The following is a 15,676-nucleotide window of genomic DNA, read 5'->3' as shown; positions in this document are numbered from 1 at the left end:
TCCGTTTCACACCTTGTCCCATCGGGTTCTCCATTTATTGGGAGGAAAGGTGTAAACCATATTCAGGACGGGACAGCTGAAATGAAAAGGCCCCGCCAGACTGGCGGGGCTTTTTTGCATGCGCAGTGTTGGTCAGTAACCCTTGTCGAAGTCAATCTTGCCATCCAGTGGCTGGCCATCGATAAAGCGAATGTAGTTGCGTACAAATATCTGGGCCACATCCTCTGGAAAGCTGTAGGCGCTGTTGTGGGGGGTGACGATGAGGTTGGGTTGTCCCCACAGTGGACTGTCGGCGGGCAGCGGCTCCTGCTCGAATACATCCAGCACCGCCATTGCCAGCTTGCCGGTACGCAGTGCGGTGAGCAAATCGCCCGAGTGTACAGCGCTGCCACGACCGACGTTGAACAGGATGGCGCCCGGTTTGCAGTGTTCGAAGCGGGCGGCATTGAAGAGATGACGGGTATCGCGGGTGGCAGGCAGCACGCTGACGATGACATCGGCCTGCGCCAGCATCTTGTTGAGCGCAGGCAGCTGATAAACCTGGTCAAACCCGGCACGCTCCCGACCACTGCGGCTGATGCCCAGCACCTTCATACCAAAATGTTTGCCGGTGTGGGCGATATGCTGGCCAATGCTGCCGGTACCCAGGATCAGCATGGTTTTCCCTTTGAGCCCCTGATAGGGGTGGCTCTGCCAGAGTCGTTGTCTTTGTTGTTCCCGATAGAGAGGAAGTTGGCGTGTCAGACTGAGCAGATGACCAAAGACATACTCGCTCATCAGCGGGCCGAAGATGCCGCGCACGTTGGTGAGCTGATAGTTGCGACGACTGTCCGGATCGAGCAGCACGTCGACCCCGGCATAGGTGGACTGGAACCAGCTCAGCTTGTTGGCTTTGGGCAGCAGTGGCTTGGCGCGGGCTGGCTCTGCCAGCAGAATATGGGCCTCGCCGATAAGTTGTTCGGCATCGCTCGGGTTGTCGGCCCGCAGAATGCGCAGATGAGGGAGGTTGGCCGCCTTGAGCAGACGTTCGTAGTGAGCATTATCCTGGCTGAGCAAAAGAAGGGTACGTTGGCTCATACTCTTGTTCCTTATCAGAATTTGCGGCGCGACAAGATGCCGCTCTCGTCCCATCTTACCCGAGTTGCCAGCGCAACATAGCCGACCAGGGCGCTTTTTCGTTTTCGCCACGCCCCTCGTGGGCTACAATCTGCCCCACATTTTGCAAAGGATCCGACTCCAGTGTTTGGTGACAAGTTTTATAAGCGACTGGCCGAGCTACAGCCTTGGCAACAGACCGTCTACACCCTGGCGCTGGCAGAGCGCATGTACCCCAACTATGCCCTGTTCAGCCAGGCTTCCGGTTTTGGCAATGCAGATGCCTTCCGGCACGCGCTGGATCAGATGTGGAACTATCTGACCGTCAAGGGATCCCGGGTCAATCTGGGAGCCATTCTCGAAGAGTTAGAAGCCCATATCCCGGATCCCCGCAAGTTTGAATCCTACGGCGCCTATCCGGCGCTGGATGCCTGTGTGGCACTGGGCTGCGCCTACAACTCGGTGATCTGCCGGGTTGGCGAAGAGGCCAACGATGCCAGCCATGCCTCCGTTGGCACTGTGGCCGGTTTTATCGAGCTGCTGGAGGAGCGGGATCTGACAGAAGAGGAGCTCTACGAGCACGAGTACATGGAGGCCGAGCTGGAGTTTCAGGTCGAGTTGCTCAAGCGGGTTGCCCATGAGCGCGACAGCGATCGTATCCTGTCTATCAGAGCATTCGCCTCTCAGGATGGCGTCTCCAATATCGGTATCAGCCTGGAAGAGTAATTATCTCCGGTGCCTGATAGACAAAAGCTCCCGGTCGGGAGCTTTTTTTATGTCTGTCATTCTGTGGATGTTTAAGCTTGCTCTTCGGTCAGGGGTCTGACGCTCAGCACCGGGGCAGCGTCGATTTCGTCTGCATTCATCATGGTGGAGATGCGTTGCAGGGAGGAGAGCAGCAGGGTCTGTTCCCACGCTTCCAGCGCCTGAAAACGCTGGATGAAGCGCTCTTGCAGCGGGGTCGGGGCCTGGGCCAGCAGGGCGCGGCCTGCGTCAGTCAGTGTCGCGTGAACCTTGCGCTTGTCGGTATTGCTGCGAACGCGCTGCACCAGTTGACGGCTCTCCAATCGGTCCATGATGGTAGTGGCGGTGGCCTGGCTCATGTTGGTGTGATCGGCCAGCTGACGCATGGAGATCTGTCCCAGCTCGTCGATCCCTTTTAGCAGCAATAGTTGCGGGGAAGTGAGCCCGGCTTCTTTGATCAAGCGCCTGGAGTGCATGTCGATGGCACGAATAATCTGGCGCAGGGCGACCAGTACTTCATCATGTTTTTCCATGGGGTGTGCATCATTGGAAGGCTATGGAGAGGGGCAAAATTTTCCGCCTAATTCGTCACAAGGTCAATATGGTTTTTGTTGTAATAATTTCTGCTCTAATCAATTTTGTGTTAGGTTGACGGACATTTCACGGAATTCACCCTGACATTTGAGGAGCTAAATGATGAATGACGAGCTGGATATCAAGTCTCTGGTGGCCGAGTTACGTGTGGTCAGAGTGCGCTATGAACTGCCGGATACCTCGGCTTTTGTGCGCTATCAGCCTGCCTATGATGAAGACCCCAACAACCTCAAAGTACACCACTATGATGGTGAGTTACCCCTCTCTTGCAGTGAGACAGGTACTTTCAACCTAAAGGAGTTGGTGAATGAATTGCGCTACGCCTATGTGCTGGTGCACCTCTTTCCTGACGAAAGTGCCATGAACTTCTATCTGACCGGCCTCGATACCGGCCTGGCCCAGCTGGAGTTCATCGGTGGCTCTTACGACTTCAACCGCCTTTGGATCACCAGCGGTGTCTCCAATCTGGGTGTCCCCATGGCCATCTTCCTCGGCAAGCGTCACGCCGTGAACGGCCAGCCCTCGGTTTCGCTGGTAGATCACCGCGAACAGGCGGCTGGCAAACTGGTCTATCGCGCCATCGGCGGTGCCGGTGATCATGTGGGCGAAGACTTTTTCAACAACGACTAAGGAGGCTGGATGCGAGCAAGCAAAGGGCTATTGAAAGGCCTCAACCCGACCATGGCCATGACGGCCCTCACCGTGATCACCCTGTTTTTGCTGTTTGGCGTATTTGTTCCCGATACCGCGGCCGCCTGGTTTGTCGGTGCCAAGGATCAGATTATTGCCGGGTTCAAGTGGTACTACATTCTGGTGGTCGCCCTGTTCCTGTTCTTCGCTGTCTACTTGATGTTCAGCCGTTTTGGCAGCATCCGGCTGGGTGACGACGACCAGGTACCGGAGTTCGGCTACTTCGCCTGGTTCTCCATGCTCTTTAGCGCAGGCATGGGGATCGGTCTGGTGTTCTGGAGCATCGCCGAGCCGATGAACCATCTGCAGGGCAATCCATTCATTACCGAAGGGATGACCCCGGAAGCGGCTCAGATCGCCATGCGCCTCACCTTTTTCCATTGGGGCCTGCACCCCTGGGCCATCTATGTGATCGTCGGCCTGTCACTTGCCTTTTTCAGCTACCGGCGCAAGTTGCCGCTGGCGATCCGCTCCGTGCTCTACCCCATCCTTGGCGAGCGGATTTACGGTTTTTGGGGCCATGCGGCCGATGTGCTGGCCGTGTTCGGCACCGTCTTCGGGGTGGCGACCTCCCTTGGTCTGGGGGTCTCCCAGATGAATACCGGCCTCAACCAGATGTTTGGTATGGCGGTGTCGCAGTCCAACCAGCTCTGGCTGATTGGTGGCATCAGCCTGATCGCCACCCTCTCGGCGGTCTCCGGGGTCGGGCGCGGGGTGAAGATCCTCTCCGAGCTCAATATCTGGCTGAGTGTCTTCGTGCTCGCGCTCTTTCTGGTGCTGGGGCCGACCACCTATATCCTCAACGCCTATGTACAGAATATCGGTGATTACCTGCAGAACATCGTCAAACTGAGCTTCTGGACCAACACCGAGGCCAACGGCACCTCGGCCTGGCAGTCGAGCTGGACGGCGTTTTACTGGGGCTGGTGGATTGCCTGGGCGCCGTTTGTCGGCATGTTTATCGCCCGCATTTCCAAGGGGCGTACTATCCGCGAGTTTGTGCTCGGTGTGTTGCTGGTACCCTCACTGCTCGGCATGTTCTGGCTCACCGTGTTTGGCGGCACGGCGATGAATCTGGAGCTGTTTGGTGGTGGCGGCGTGGTCGCTGCGGTCAATCAGGATGTGACGCTGGCGCTCTACAAGACGGTCGAACTGCTGCACTGGGATACCTTCGGCTGGATCGCCAAGGCCGTGTTGACCCTGCTCATCTGCACCTACTTCATCACCTCCAGTGACTCGGGCACGCTGGTCATCACCACCCTGCTCTCCATCGGTGATCAGGAGCCGCCGGTACTGCACCGCGCCGTATGGGGTCTGGGGCAGGGGCTGGTTGCCGCTATCCTGCTGGTCTCCGGCGGCCTGGCGGCCTTGCAGGCGGCCAGCATCATAGCCGCGCTGCCCTTCTCGGTGATCATGTTGGCGATGTGCTATTCGCTGATGCTGGGGCTCAAGCAGGAGAGTCAGCGCCAGTTCGAGTATCGCCAGAACCTCAAGCGCCACGATGGCTCATCCCATATGAGCCTGATGGAGCGAATTGGTCCGGCATAACGGCACCAGCAGGGGTTAGCGCCCCCTCACATATCAATCTGGATGCAAAACGGCCGCCCTGGCGATGCTCTCCTTGCGGAGCTCATCATCAGGGCGGCCGTCTGTTATGGGGCCGAGGTTACTCCTCGATGAAGGTCCACTCATCCTTGATGCGGCTGATGGCATCAGTGCGCTTTTTGGCGAGCTGCTCCTTGATCTCTTCCCCTTTGAAACCGGCCGCCACTATCTCTTTCACCGGCACCGCCTGGGCGGCAGCCAGCGCTTCGGCCACATAGTCCGGCTCGGCGTAGACCCGCTCCTCGAAACCGGTGCGGCCATGGAAGTCGGCGCGGCAGGCATCCAGCAGCTGGGCAAAGCGCTCGGGGCGGCGCCAGGCATCTGCCTTGTCGAACACCTTGAGCAGGGTGGCGGGCTTGAGCTCAAAGGCGATATGGATGTGGGTGTGCAGATCGCTCACCAGCAGTGCCAGATCCCGGCACTCGTTGGGTACCCGGAATCGCTCGCACAGGGCTCGTATCAGCGGCAGCCCCTTCTGGCCGTGACCGTGATGGCTTGGCCAGAACTCCTTGGGGGTCACTCCCTTGCCAAGGTCGTGGCAGAGGGCAGCAAAGCGGACGGTCAGCTCGGGGGAGATCCGGCACGCCTGCTCCAGCACCATCAGGGTGTGGATGCCGGTGTCGATCTCCGGGTGCCACTTGGCCGGGGCGGGGACGCCGAACAGAGCGTCGATTTCGGGGAAGAGCGCCTTGAGGGCACCACATTGGCGCAGCACCTCGATAAAGATCTGCGGGGTCGGCCCCAGCAGCACTTTTTCCAGCTCCTTCCAGACCCGCTCCGGCGTGAGGTGGGCCAGCTCGCCAGCGGCCGTCATCTCGCTCATCAGGGCGAGGGTTTCCGGCGCTATGGTAAATCCCTGAGCGTGGAAGCGGGCGGCGAAGCGGGCGACCCGCAAGATGCGCAGCGGATCTTCGGCAAAGGCGGGGGAGACGTGGCGCAGCAGCCGTTTTTCCAAATCCTTGATGCCACCGTAGGGATCGTGGAGCTGGCCCTGATCATCTTCGGCGATGGCGTTGATGGTGAGATCCCGGCGCAGCAGATCCTGTTCCAGCGTCACATCGGGGGCTGCGTGGCAGACAAAGCCGGTGTAGCCCTGACCCTGTTTGCGCTCGGTACGGGCGAGGGCATACTCCTGCTGGGTTTTGGGGTGAAGAAACACGGGAAAGTCGCGACCGACCTGGGTAAAGCCCAGCGCCAGCATCTGCTCCACGGTGGTGCCGACCACCAGATGATCCCTGTCGCCCTGCGGTAATCCCAGCAGGCGATCCCGCACTGCGCCCCCAACCAGATAAGTCTGCAAACCGTCTCTCCCGTCATCAATCGTGGGGCCGAGTATATCGTCTTTGTTACCGCTTTGCTGCCTGACCACCACCTGCCCGCAGCGCCAGTCAGCGCGGCTTTGACTTGGGCGTGACGAGGCCTTACGCTGCCGCACCAGACAGCTGGCGCTGTGCTGCGGGATGACTTTATGCCCGCGCAGGCCAGATGAGCTGAAGGAACCACAGAGTTCCCCATATATCAACGACATGAGAACAACGTGAATCAATCAACCTTCGCAAGCCGGGTTCTGGAGTGGTATGAGCTTCATGGCCGCAAAACCCTGCCCTGGCAGCAGGAGAAGACCCCTTACCGGGTCTGGGTCTCGGAGATCATGCTGCAGCAGACCCAAGTCGCTACCGTGATCCCCTATTACCAGCGTTTTATGGCGCGCTTCCCCGATGTGGTGGCGCTGGCCGATGCCCCTGTCGACGAGGTGCTGCACCACTGGACCGGGCTTGGCTACTACGCCCGGGCCCGCAACCTGCACAAGGCGGCCCAGCAGATCCGCGATCATCACCATGGTCTCTTTCCCGAGCGCTTTGACGAGGTGATGGCGCTGCCAGGGATTGGTCGTTCTACCGCCGGGGCCGTGTTGTCGCTCTCTCTCGGTCAGCCCCACGCCATCCTTGATGGCAACGTGAAGCGGGTACTCACCCGCTGGCTGGCGCTGCCGGGCTGGCCCGGCCAAAAACAGGTGGAGAACGAGCTGTGGGAGATCGCCATCCGGCTCACCCCCAAGCTGGGGGTGGCGCAATACAATCAGGCAATGATGGATATCGGGGCCACTATCTGCACCCGCAGCAAGCCTGCCTGTGATCGCTGTCCGGTGCGGGCCGATTGCCAGGGGCTGTCGCAAGGCAAGCCTACCGCTTATCCCAACAGCAAGCCCAAGAAGAGCATTCCGGCCCGCGATGGCGTCATGTTGTTGATCCGCCATGGTGACGAGTTATTGCTGGAGAAGCGGCCGCCACAGGGGATCTGGGGCGGGCTCTACTGCTTCCCGCAGGTGGCCTCGCTGGCGGAGGTGGAGGGTCTGCTGGCATCCCTCGGCCTGAGCCATCACGGTTATCGTGAACTGGCCGGTTTTCGCCATACCTTCAGCCACTTCCATCTCGATATTCAGCCGCTGCTGATTGACATTGATGAGGCGCAGCCGCTGCGGCTCATGGAAGCAGATAACCGACTCTGGTATAACTTACGCCATCCTGCCGAGGTGGGGCTGGCGGCCGCCACGGCCCGTCTGCTCGCCTATCCAGAGTTACAACCATAGAGGTCAACATGAGCCGTACTGTATTTTGCCAACGCCTGAAAAAAGAGGGCCCGGGTCTGGATTTCCAACTCTATCCCGGTGAGCTCGGCAAGCGGATTTTTGACAACATCAGCAAGGAAGCCTGGGCCGAGTGGCAGAAGAAGCAGGTGATGCTGATCAACGAGAAAAAGCTCAACATGATGAATCTTGAGCATCGCCAACTGCTGGAAAAAGAGATGGTCAGCTACCTGTTTGATGCAGGTGAAGTGCAGATCGAAGGTTACACCCCGCCTGCCCAGTAAGCTCTCCGGCTGTTGTACGTGTGAACAGGAGCGGGAATGGCGCCACACTGGCGTGACCGCTCCTGAAGTCGCAGCAAATGAATGATGGGCAGCTCTGCTGCCCGGTTTGAGGATCCTATGGGCCGAATTTTTTGGCTGCTGTGCACCCTGCTGTTTCTCTCTGCCTGCTCATCTTCCCCCAAGCCCAGCGGGAGTGAGGATGACGATCTGGTCAACGGCAAGGACATCCGCGGTTTTGAACACATGATCAGCGCGCTCTCCCATAACGTTAACGAGATATGGGGGCGGGAGGCGCTGTTTGCGGGCAAGTTTGACTACGTAAAATACACGGATCAGTACAAGAGCCGGGCCCACATCGACTTCTCCAGCGGCCACATCATGGTGGAGACGGTCTCGGGCATCGATCCCCGCGCTCACCTGCGTCGCGCCATCATCGAGACCCTGCTGACGCCGGACGATCCGGCCGAAGTGGATCTTTACTCCGACCGGGAAATTCTGACCGGCGGCGAGCCCTTCCTCTACGGTCAGGTGCTGGACAATCAGCGCCAGCCAATCCGCGCCTCCTGGCGCGCCGAGCGTTATGCCGATTACCTGCTCAACACGGCGATGAAGAAGCGCACTTTGGGGATTCGCACCATCTTCTTCGTTGATATTCCCATGGTGGCCAACCATGAAGATCGACGGGGCTACAAGTATGCGGGGATCATCCGGGAAGCGTCGCGCAAATACGGCGTGCCGGAGAGCCTGATCTATGCGGTGATCAAGACCGAGAGCAGCTTCAACCCCTATGCGGTGAGCCATGCCAACGCTTATGGCCTGATGCAGGTGATCCCGGCTACCGCCGGTCGTGACGTCTATGTTCGGGTCAAGGGCAAGAACGGCCAGCCGACTCGGGAGGAGCTGTTCAATCCGGCCTACAACATCGATGTCGGTACCGCCTACCTGCACCTGTTGCAGACCGTCTATCTGGCGGATATTCAGGATCCGCGCTCCCGTCGCTATGCGGTGATCTCCGCCTATAACGGTGGTGCGGGCGGGGTACTCAATACCTTCTCCAGCGATCGCAAGGCGGCGCCGGGCCGGATCAATCGGCTCTCCCCCGAGGCGGTCTATCAGGTGTTGACCGAGCAACATCCCAAAGAGGAGGCGCGCCGTTACCTCTACAAAGTCAATCAGGCCGAGAAGGGATTCAAGAGAGCTTTTTCTAGTCGGGCCGGTTAAGCTGTGACGCTGGGTTAACCATGCAAAAGGGCGCTTGATATCAAGCGCCCTTTTAACGTCTGGCCAGTTCGTCGTTGAAGTGGCCTTATTTGGCGATAAAGCCGCCCTTGGTCTGCGGGGCCGCGCCCACTTTCTCCAGGGTTTTCACTTCCACTTCGGTTTTGTTCCAGCTGTGGTCCACTTCACCACGGATGCGGATCTGATCATCCGGGCCCACTTCGGTGCCGCGCCACACATCCTGATCCACTTCGACCTCCACCTCACCGCTGGCATCACGGAACAGATAATTCTCGCCGCCCAGGTGCTTGACCAGTTTCCCTTCCAGGGTGGCCCAGCTGTCATCGGCCAGATCTTTCAGTTGAGCAACGGAAACCTTGTTCTGCTCCTGCGGGCCGGTATAGGCCGCCATGGCAAAAGAGGAGACAGACATCAGGGTCAACAGTCCGATTACGCTTGCGCTTGCCTTGTTCATTTCATACTCCTGTCGTTGGTATGAGGGCATTGTGCCGGGGGGGGCGTGAAACAAGCGTGAAAGAAATAGGCTGGTGTGATTGTCTGTTTTGTGAGCGCAAGCGATTTCATCGGTGGCGGAACATGTGTGATTTCATCTGGAACTGTAATCTGTCGCCTTCACCAGAAGTCAGTGGCAGCAGACTCTTCCCATGCCTGTCGCCACTCGAGGAGAAGTCCGCAGGTCTCACCTGCTTAATCGAAGAGCATAACAATATGAAGAAATGGCTTGTTTGTTTATTGGGGTTAATGGCATTGACCGCGCAAGCGGCAGAGGGACGCCAACCTTTTTCCCGGGTCGTGATGTTTGGTGACAGCCTCTCCGACACCGGCAAGATGTACAAGAAGATGCGGGGGTATCTCCCCTCCAGCCCACCCTACTTCAACGGGCGTTTCAGCAACGGCCCGGTGTGGCTGGAGCAGTTGGGTGACGAGCGTTTCCCCGGTCTGGTCGTGGCCAACGAGGCGGAAGGCGGTGCGACCGCGGTGGCCTATAACCATCTGGGTGCCCTGAACGGCTGGCTCGGTTTCTGGTCCTGGGATCCCAAATATCAGGTGATCAACAACCTCGATTACGAGATCGATCAGTTTCTGAAAAAGGACAAGTTCCGCCCCGATGATCTGGTGGTGATCTGGGTCGGTGCCAACGACTATCTGGCCTATGGCTGGAACACCGAGCGGGATGCGGATCGGGTGATCGATACCATCCGGCTGGCATCCAACAGGTTGGTGCTCAACGGTGCGCAGCAAATCCTGCTGTTCAACATCCCGGATCTGGGGCAGACCCCGTCAGCCCGCAGCATGAAGGTGGTGGAGAAGGTGCGCCATGTGGCCAGCTACCACAACCAGAAGTTGCAGAACCTCACTCGAGAGCTGGCTCCCCTTGGCATCGTGAAGCTGTTCGAAGTGGACAAGCAGTTTGACGAGATGATGCGCGATCCCCAGCAGTTCGGGCTGAGTGACACAGAACACGCTTGCTACGGTGGCGGCTATACGTGGAAGCCATTCTCCGGCAGCGCCGCCGAGGTGGCTGCGACCCCGGCTTTGAGTGTCTCCGAAAGAGTGGCTATTGCCGGTAACCCGATCCTGGCGCAGGCGGTGGTGAGCGGGCAGGCAAAAGGGCGAGCAGCGACTCTCAACTGCGATGAGCATATGTTCTGGGATCAGGTGCATCCGACCAAGACGGTGCACAAGGTACTGAGCCAGCGTGTTGCTGACTTTATCGATCAGCACTACGAGTTTGTTCGTCACTGATATCGCTTCGGGCCAGCATGTTGCTGGCCTTTTTCTCCTATCTGCCCTCATCTGTGCGTCTTTTTGCGTCACATTCAGTTCAAATAACAAACGTTTGTTGCTGTTTTTGTAACGTGGTTGCGTTAGAGTGTTTTTTGTTAATTGATATCAGTGACTTGAAAATAGGCTAACGTTGATATGCTGCGATCGCTTTTGGGTGGTTGCACCTATAAGACGAGGTGATATCAATCAACCTCCTCCTACATAAAGTTGCAGAGGCTCAAACATGAAAAAATCATTGATTACCTTGCTGGTTACCGGCTTGCTGGCGGCCAATGCCCAGGCTGCCGGTCAAGACAACACCTGGTATGGCGGTGCCAAACTGGGCTGGTCCAACTTCTACGGCATTGATGAAAGCAATGCCCTGACCCTTGGCAATGAGACCAACGATGCCTTGGGTGCAGGCGTGTTTGGCGGTTATCAGATCAACAAGAATCTGGGACTGGAGCTGGGTTACGACTACCTGGGCAAATATAAATACGACGCAGTGAAGAGCGGTGCAGCTTTTAGCGATGAGGTGACTGCACAGCTGGCCCAACTGACCCTGAAACTGGGTTTCCCGGTTACCGATAATCTGGATCTGTATGGTCGTGTCGGTGGCGGTTATGGCTGGGCTGATACCAAGAGCGATCTCTACAAGGATGACAGCCGCTTTGTCATGGTCGGTGCTCTGGGTGCCGAGTATGCGTTTAACCTCGACTGGGCTGCTCGCCTAGAGTACCAGTACACCACCCCGTATGGCAGCCGTGATGATACCGGCCTGAGAATGGATAACGGCTTGCTGTCGTTGGCAGCGGTTTATCGCTTTGGTCAGGTTGCCCCCGTGGCACCCGCTCCGGCACCAGCCCCGGCTCCCGAGCCTGTGATGGTCGAGAAGCAGTTCACCCTGAGCTCTGATGTGCTGTTTGACTTCAACAAGGCGACCCTCAAGCCAGAGGCCAGTCAGGCTCTGGATAGCCTCTACAGCCAGATTGAAGAGGCTCGACCCAAAGATGGCGTGGCAACCGTAATTGGTCACACCGACCGTATCGGTTCCGATGCCTACAACCAGAAACTCTCCGAGCAGCGTGCCCAGACCGTCGCCAACTATCTGGTTGGTAAAGGGATCCCGGCCGCCAAGATCAATGTGGAAGGGCGTGGTAAATCCTCACCGGTTACCGGCGACAGCTGCGTCAGCAAGTCCAAGCGTGAGCTGATCGTCTGCCTGGCTCCGGATCGCCGTGTTGATGTGAAAGTCGAAGGTGTCAGCGAGGTGCAGGAGTAATCTTTCACACTGAGCAGCTCTCCACAGGGGCTGGAATTAACAGCCCCTGTTGGAGCAAGAGAGGCCAAAAAGCCAGTCAGTTGAGCTGACTGGCTTTTTACATTGGCATTGCGGTCGGACAGAGGACAAATCAGGAAGGGAGCGGCATAACCCGGTTGCGCCCCAGCTCCTTGGCCTTGTAGAGCAGCTTGTCGGTACGTTCGACCAGACAGTCTGCACTCTCCTGACCGTTGAACTCGCCCACGCCAAACGAGGCGGTGATGTGGTCGATGCGGCGGCCAGATTTGCGATCCAGAATCGACATCCGCTCTATGGAACGGCGCATGCTCTCTGCCATTTGCCTAGCCAGTGCCAGCGAGCGATGGGGAACCAGCATGGCAAACTCTTCCCCACCCAGCCGATAGGCGGTGACCCCCTCCTTGCAGGCATCGCGCAGCCGTTTGCTAAAGGCACGCAGCACCTGATCGCCGAGCAGGTGACCGTACTCGTCGTTGAAATTTTTGAACCGATCGATATCGGCGAGGATCAGTGAAAAGGGGTGCTGACTGCGGATCAACCCCTCCAGCTCCAGATCGAAGGCGCGGCGGTTGAGCAGGTTGGTGAGTGCATCCTCGTTGGCCAGTTTGCGGGTTTCGTTGAGCGCGGCACGCAGCTCCTTGATCTCCTTCTCGGCATTGCTGAGCTGGCTGCGAAAGTGCATGGTGGACATGCGTACATCCCGCGATTCGCGCACCAAGTCTCGCAAGATGCCCATGGTATCTTCCAGGCTCAGCCCCTCATCGTCGATCTTACTTAACTTGTCGAAGCTCTTGTCGAGCATCTCCTGAAACATACCGGTATCGGAGATGGCATCCTGCATGGAGTGGCCGAGCTCGTTGGCCATGGCTGCAAGGTTGAGCTTCATCGCCTCCATCTGCTGTTCGTCCTGCGCAGCCAGATATTGGTGATAGAGGCGCTCGCAGGTAGTGAGCGAGCAGGTTCCCTGCAGTTTGATGGCTTGATCGATCGCCTGGTTGAGTTCGGGCATGCTGGCCGAGACATAGTTGTACCACAGGTGGTAGTTGTCCGGCGTAGTTGGGATTTGGTACTTGATCATCAGGGGAACTGCCTGTTTGAGATAGGCGGCGGATTGGGCAAATGTGTCCTTACTCATGAGTTCTGTGTCTCATCATGCCAGCGAACTGAAGATAGTATGACAGAGAGATTGGCCAAAAGGCAGCCGATGGATGCCATTCGCCCCCCCCTCCGATATAATGGCACCGTTACCACCTACCCTAAGGCCTGCTTATGTCTCAAAAAGATCCTTTCCTCGAACGCGAGGCCGAAAAATACGATAACCCCATCGCCAGTCGCGAGTTGATCCTGGAACTCATCAAGGGCCATGAAAAGCCCATGTCCCGTGAAGAATTGGCCAAGGTCCTCAAGCTGAAAGATGAAGAGCCGTTGGAAGCCTTGCGTCGTCGTCTGCGCGCCATGGAGCGCGATGGTCAGCTGGTATTCACTCGCAACCAATGTTATGCCCTGCCGGATCGCCTGAATCTGGTCAAAGGTTATGTAATCGGCCACAAGGATGGCTTCGGTTTTCTGCGTCCGGAAGGTGGTGGTCCGGATCTGTATCTGAACAACCGAGAGATGCAACGCCTTATGCATGGCGATTACGTGCTGGTGCAGCCGACCGAGATCGACCGCAAGGGTCGTCAGGAAGCGCGTCTGGTGCGCCTGCTCAAGTCCCGTGAGGCAGACATTGTCGGCCGTTACTTCGTCGAGAATGGCGTTGGTTTCGTGGTGCCGGATGACAGCCGTATCGGCCAGGACATCATTATCCCGGAAGGGGAAAACAAAGGGGCTCGCCAGAGCCAGGTCGTGGTTGTGCGCATTAACCAGCGCGCCACCTCCCGCATCAATGCCGTCGGCACCGTACTGGAAGTGCTGGGCGAGAACATGGCCCCGGGCATGGAGATCGAAATTGCCCTGCGTACCCACGGTATCCCGCACACCTGGCCGGAAGAGGTGACCAAAGAGGTTGCCGGTCTCGGCGAACAGGTGCCGGAGAAGGCCAAAGAGGGCCGCATCGACCTGCGCGCCCTGCCGCTGGTCACCATCGACGGCGAAGATGCCCGCGACTTCGATGACGCCGTCTTCTGTGAAGCCAAACGCGGTGGTGGCTGGCGCCTGTGGGTTGCCATTGCTGACGTCTCCGCTTACGTGAAGCCCGGCACGGCGCTGGATGCCGAAGCGTATCAGCGCGGCAACTCCGTCTACTTCCCCGAGTTCGTGGTGCCCATGCTGCCGGAGGTGCTCTCCAACGGCTTGTGTTCCCTGAACCCGCAAGTTGACCGTCTCTGCATGGTGTGCGAGATGACCATCTCCGCCGCTGGCCGCATGTCCGGCTACAAGTTCTACGAAGCGGTAATGAACTCTCACGCCCGTCTGACCTACACCAAGGTTGCCGCAATCCTCGATGGCGATCCCAAGCTGCGCCAGCAGTATGATCCGCTGGTGGGCCACATCGAAGAGCTGAACAACCTCTATAAGGCGCTCAAGCATGCCCGTCATCAGCGCGGTGCGGTGGAGTTCGAGAGCGAGGAGACCCGCTTCATCTTCAACGCCCAGCGCAAGATCGACCGCATCGTGCCGCTGGTGCGCAACGACGCCCACAAGATCATCGAAGAGTGCATGATCCAGGCGAACGTGGCTGCTGCTCGTTATATCGAGAAGAACGAAGCCTTTGCCCTGTTCCGGGTACACGATCGTCCTGGCGAAGAGCGTCTGACCGGTTTCCGCGACTTCCTGGCCGAACTGGGTCTGGAGCTCAAGGGCGGCCTCGAGCCTGAGCCGAAAGATTTCGCCGAGCTGGCCGCCAAGTTTGAAGGTCGCCCGGATGCGGAGCTGCTCTCCACCATGCTGCTGCGCTCCATGCGTCAGGCCATCTATCAGGCCGACAACATCGGTCACTTCGGTCTGGCGTTGAAGTCCTATGCGCATTTCACCTCGCCAATCCGTCGTTATCCCGACCTGATCCTGCACCGGGCGATCAAGTATCAGACCGCCAAGGAGCAACAGGGCAACCTGCGCCACAAGTGGACCCCGAGCGGTGGTTATCACTACCAGCTTGAAGAAGTGGACCCGATGGGCGAGCACTGCTCCATGACCGAGCGCCGTGCCGACGATGCCACTCGCGACGTGGCCGACTGGCTCAAGTGCGAGTACATGCTGGATCACGTGGGTGACGAGTTTGACGGCGTTATCGCCAGCGTCACCGGCTTTGGCTTCTTCGTGCGTCTGGCGGAGATCCACATCGACGGTCTGGTGCACGTCAGCACCCTCACCAACGACTACTACCAGTTTGATCCCCTGCACATGCAGCTGATCGGCGAGAACTTCCGCCGTCGCTACCGTCTGGGTGACAAGGTGCGTGTCAAGGTGATGGGCGTGAACCTGGACGATCGCAAGATCGACTTCGTGATGGTGGAAGAGCCGCTCAAGGCCACCGGCAAGAACGCCAAAGAGATGGCGCGCAAGCAGGCCGAGATCAAGAAAGAGAAGGCCAAGAGCGCCCAGCGCCACGAAAAACGTAAAGAGGGCAAGGAGCACGGCAAATCCGACAAGGGTGGCCGTGCCAAACCGAGCAACAGACGACCGAGCAAAAAGGCTCGTGATAAGGCCAAGGGATAAGCCCTCAGCCTATGGCCTGGGTCTGGCGACCCGGGCTGAGGTCGTAAAGGGCTGATGGCCCCGGGTTATCTTCGCCAGCGCCCGGGTTATCACTGCAAAAGCCTGCGACTCTTG

At 58.3% G+C, this 15,676-nt stretch carries 14 protein-coding genes; 9 read left to right on the top strand and 5 right to left on the bottom strand.

Features of this window, described 5'->3' with window-relative positions; translation table 11 throughout:
- Positions 1 to 132: 132 nt before the first annotated feature.
- A complete protein-coding gene (locus G5253_RS14320) occupies positions 133 to 1,077 on the bottom strand; it encodes a D-2-hydroxyacid dehydrogenase (RefSeq protein ID WP_266135387.1) in 945 nt (314 codons plus the stop codon).
- Positions 1,078 to 1,239: 162 nt separating this feature from the next.
- Between G5253_RS14320 and G5253_RS14315 the strand changes: the two genes are divergently transcribed.
- The gene (locus G5253_RS14315; RefSeq protein ID WP_266135388.1) at positions 1,240 to 1,821 is read left to right on the top strand and encodes a YjaG family protein; all 582 of its coding nucleotides are present in this window, start codon (positions 1,240 to 1,242) and stop codon (positions 1,819 to 1,821) included.
- 71 nt (positions 1,822 to 1,892) lie between these two features.
- Here G5253_RS14315 and G5253_RS14310 read toward each other — a convergent pair whose 3' ends face one another.
- Positions 1,893 to 2,372, bottom strand: coding sequence for a MarR family winged helix-turn-helix transcriptional regulator (locus tag G5253_RS14310; RefSeq protein WP_216952087.1), 480 nt, complete (start codon positions 2,370 to 2,372; stop codon positions 1,893 to 1,895).
- Between the two features lie 163 nt (positions 2,373 to 2,535).
- Here G5253_RS14310 and G5253_RS14305 point away from each other — a divergent pair, with 163 nt between their 5' ends.
- Together G5253_RS14305 and G5253_RS14300 are read left to right on the top strand one after the other, a co-directional pair.
- Positions 2,536 to 3,063, top strand: a complete 528-nt coding sequence (locus G5253_RS14305) for a hypothetical protein (protein ID WP_069526903.1) — start codon at positions 2,536 to 2,538, stop codon at positions 3,061 to 3,063.
- 9 nt (positions 3,064 to 3,072) lie between these two features.
- Positions 3,073 to 4,671, top strand: a complete 1,599-nt coding sequence (locus tag G5253_RS14300; RefSeq protein WP_005335834.1) for a BCCT family transporter — start codon at positions 3,073 to 3,075, stop codon at positions 4,669 to 4,671.
- Between the two features lie 118 nt (positions 4,672 to 4,789).
- Here G5253_RS14300 and G5253_RS14295 read toward each other — a convergent pair whose 3' ends face one another.
- Positions 4,790 to 6,028, bottom strand: a complete 1,239-nt coding sequence (locus tag G5253_RS14295; protein WP_266135389.1) for a multifunctional CCA addition/repair protein — start codon at positions 6,026 to 6,028, stop codon at positions 4,790 to 4,792.
- Positions 6,029 to 6,265: 237 nt separating this feature from the next.
- Between G5253_RS14295 and mutY the strand changes: the two genes are divergently transcribed.
- The 3 genes from mutY (at position 6,266) to mltC (ending at position 8,820) form a co-directional block, all read left to right on the top strand.
- The gene (gene mutY, locus G5253_RS14290; protein ID WP_266135390.1) at positions 6,266 to 7,318 is read left to right on the top strand and encodes an A/G-specific adenine glycosylase; all 1,053 of its coding nucleotides are present in this window, start codon (positions 6,266 to 6,268) and stop codon (positions 7,316 to 7,318) included.
- Positions 7,319 to 7,326: 8 nt separating this feature from the next.
- Complete coding sequence (locus G5253_RS14285; RefSeq protein WP_005335828.1) at positions 7,327 to 7,599, top strand: oxidative damage protection protein; 273 nt, start codon at positions 7,327 to 7,329, stop codon at positions 7,597 to 7,599.
- 117 nt (positions 7,600 to 7,716) lie between these two features.
- Positions 7,717 to 8,820: a membrane-bound lytic murein transglycosylase MltC gene (gene mltC, locus G5253_RS14280; RefSeq protein WP_031227922.1), complete on the top strand. Its 1,104-nt coding sequence runs from the start codon at positions 7,717 to 7,719 to the stop codon at positions 8,818 to 8,820.
- Positions 8,821 to 8,905: 85 nt separating this feature from the next.
- Here the strand turns inward: mltC and G5253_RS14275 are convergent, their stop codons facing one another.
- The gene (locus tag G5253_RS14275; RefSeq protein WP_005335826.1) at positions 8,906 to 9,292 is read right to left on the bottom strand and encodes a YgiW/YdeI family stress tolerance OB fold protein; all 387 of its coding nucleotides are present in this window, start codon (positions 9,290 to 9,292) and stop codon (positions 8,906 to 8,908) included.
- A 254-nt stretch (positions 9,293 to 9,546) separates the two neighbouring features.
- Here G5253_RS14275 and G5253_RS14270 point away from each other — a divergent pair, with 254 nt between their 5' ends.
- Together G5253_RS14270 and ompA are read left to right on the top strand one after the other, a co-directional pair.
- Positions 9,547 to 10,584, top strand: a complete 1,038-nt coding sequence (locus G5253_RS14270) for an SGNH/GDSL hydrolase family protein (RefSeq protein WP_069526899.1) — start codon at positions 9,547 to 9,549, stop codon at positions 10,582 to 10,584.
- Between the two features lie 265 nt (positions 10,585 to 10,849).
- Complete coding sequence (ompA, locus tag G5253_RS14265) at positions 10,850 to 11,887, top strand: porin OmpA (protein ID WP_266135391.1); 1,038 nt, start codon at positions 10,850 to 10,852, stop codon at positions 11,885 to 11,887.
- Between the two features lie 130 nt (positions 11,888 to 12,017).
- On the opposite strand, the gene G5253_RS14260 is transcribed toward ompA, so the two are convergent.
- A complete protein-coding gene (locus tag G5253_RS14260; protein ID WP_005343157.1) occupies positions 12,018 to 13,040 on the bottom strand; it encodes a GGDEF domain-containing protein in 1,023 nt (340 codons plus the stop codon).
- Between the two features lie 134 nt (positions 13,041 to 13,174).
- On the opposite strand from G5253_RS14260, the gene rnr reads away from it, so the two are divergent.
- A complete protein-coding gene (gene rnr / locus G5253_RS14255) occupies positions 13,175 to 15,562 on the top strand; it encodes a ribonuclease R (protein WP_266135392.1) in 2,388 nt (795 codons plus the stop codon).
- Positions 15,563 to 15,676: the final 114 nt, after the last annotated feature.

This window comes from Aeromonas sp. 602658, assembly GCF_049173005.1.
GTDB lineage: Bacteria > Pseudomonadota > Gammaproteobacteria > Enterobacterales > Aeromonadaceae > Aeromonas > Aeromonas veronii_A.
Note: the sequence above shows the minus strand (reverse complement) of the source record. Positions and strands in the feature narration are given on the sequence as shown.

Bases quoted from the DNA above. Each gene is read 5' to 3' on its own strand.
- G5253_RS14320 (WP_266135387.1), bottom strand. From the start codon at position 1,077: ATGAGCCAACGTACCCTTCTTTTGCTCAGCCAGGATAATGCTCACTAC.
- G5253_RS14310 (WP_216952087.1), bottom strand. From the start codon at position 2,372: ATGGAAAAACATGATGAAGTACTGGTCGCCCTGCGCCAGATTATTCGT.
- G5253_RS14305 (WP_069526903.1), top strand. From the start codon at position 2,536: ATGAATGACGAGCTGGATATCAAGTCTCTGGTGGCCGAGTTACGTGTG.
- G5253_RS14300 (WP_005335834.1), top strand. From the start codon at position 3,073: ATGCGAGCAAGCAAAGGGCTATTGAAAGGCCTCAACCCGACCATGGCC.
- G5253_RS14285 (WP_005335828.1), top strand. From the start codon at position 7,327: ATGAGCCGTACTGTATTTTGCCAACGCCTGAAAAAAGAGGGCCCGGGT.
- mltC (WP_031227922.1), top strand. From the start codon at position 7,717: ATGGGCCGAATTTTTTGGCTGCTGTGCACCCTGCTGTTTCTCTCTGCC.
- G5253_RS14275 (WP_005335826.1), bottom strand. From the start codon at position 9,292: ATGAACAAGGCAAGCGCAAGCGTAATCGGACTGTTGACCCTGATGTCT.
- G5253_RS14270 (WP_069526899.1), top strand. From the start codon at position 9,547: ATGAAGAAATGGCTTGTTTGTTTATTGGGGTTAATGGCATTGACCGCG.
- ompA (WP_266135391.1), top strand. From the start codon at position 10,850: ATGAAAAAATCATTGATTACCTTGCTGGTTACCGGCTTGCTGGCGGCC.
- G5253_RS14260 (WP_005343157.1), bottom strand. From the start codon at position 13,040: ATGAGTAAGGACACATTTGCCCAATCCGCCGCCTATCTCAAACAGGCA.
- rnr (WP_266135392.1), top strand. From the start codon at position 13,175: ATGTCTCAAAAAGATCCTTTCCTCGAACGCGAGGCCGAAAAATACGAT.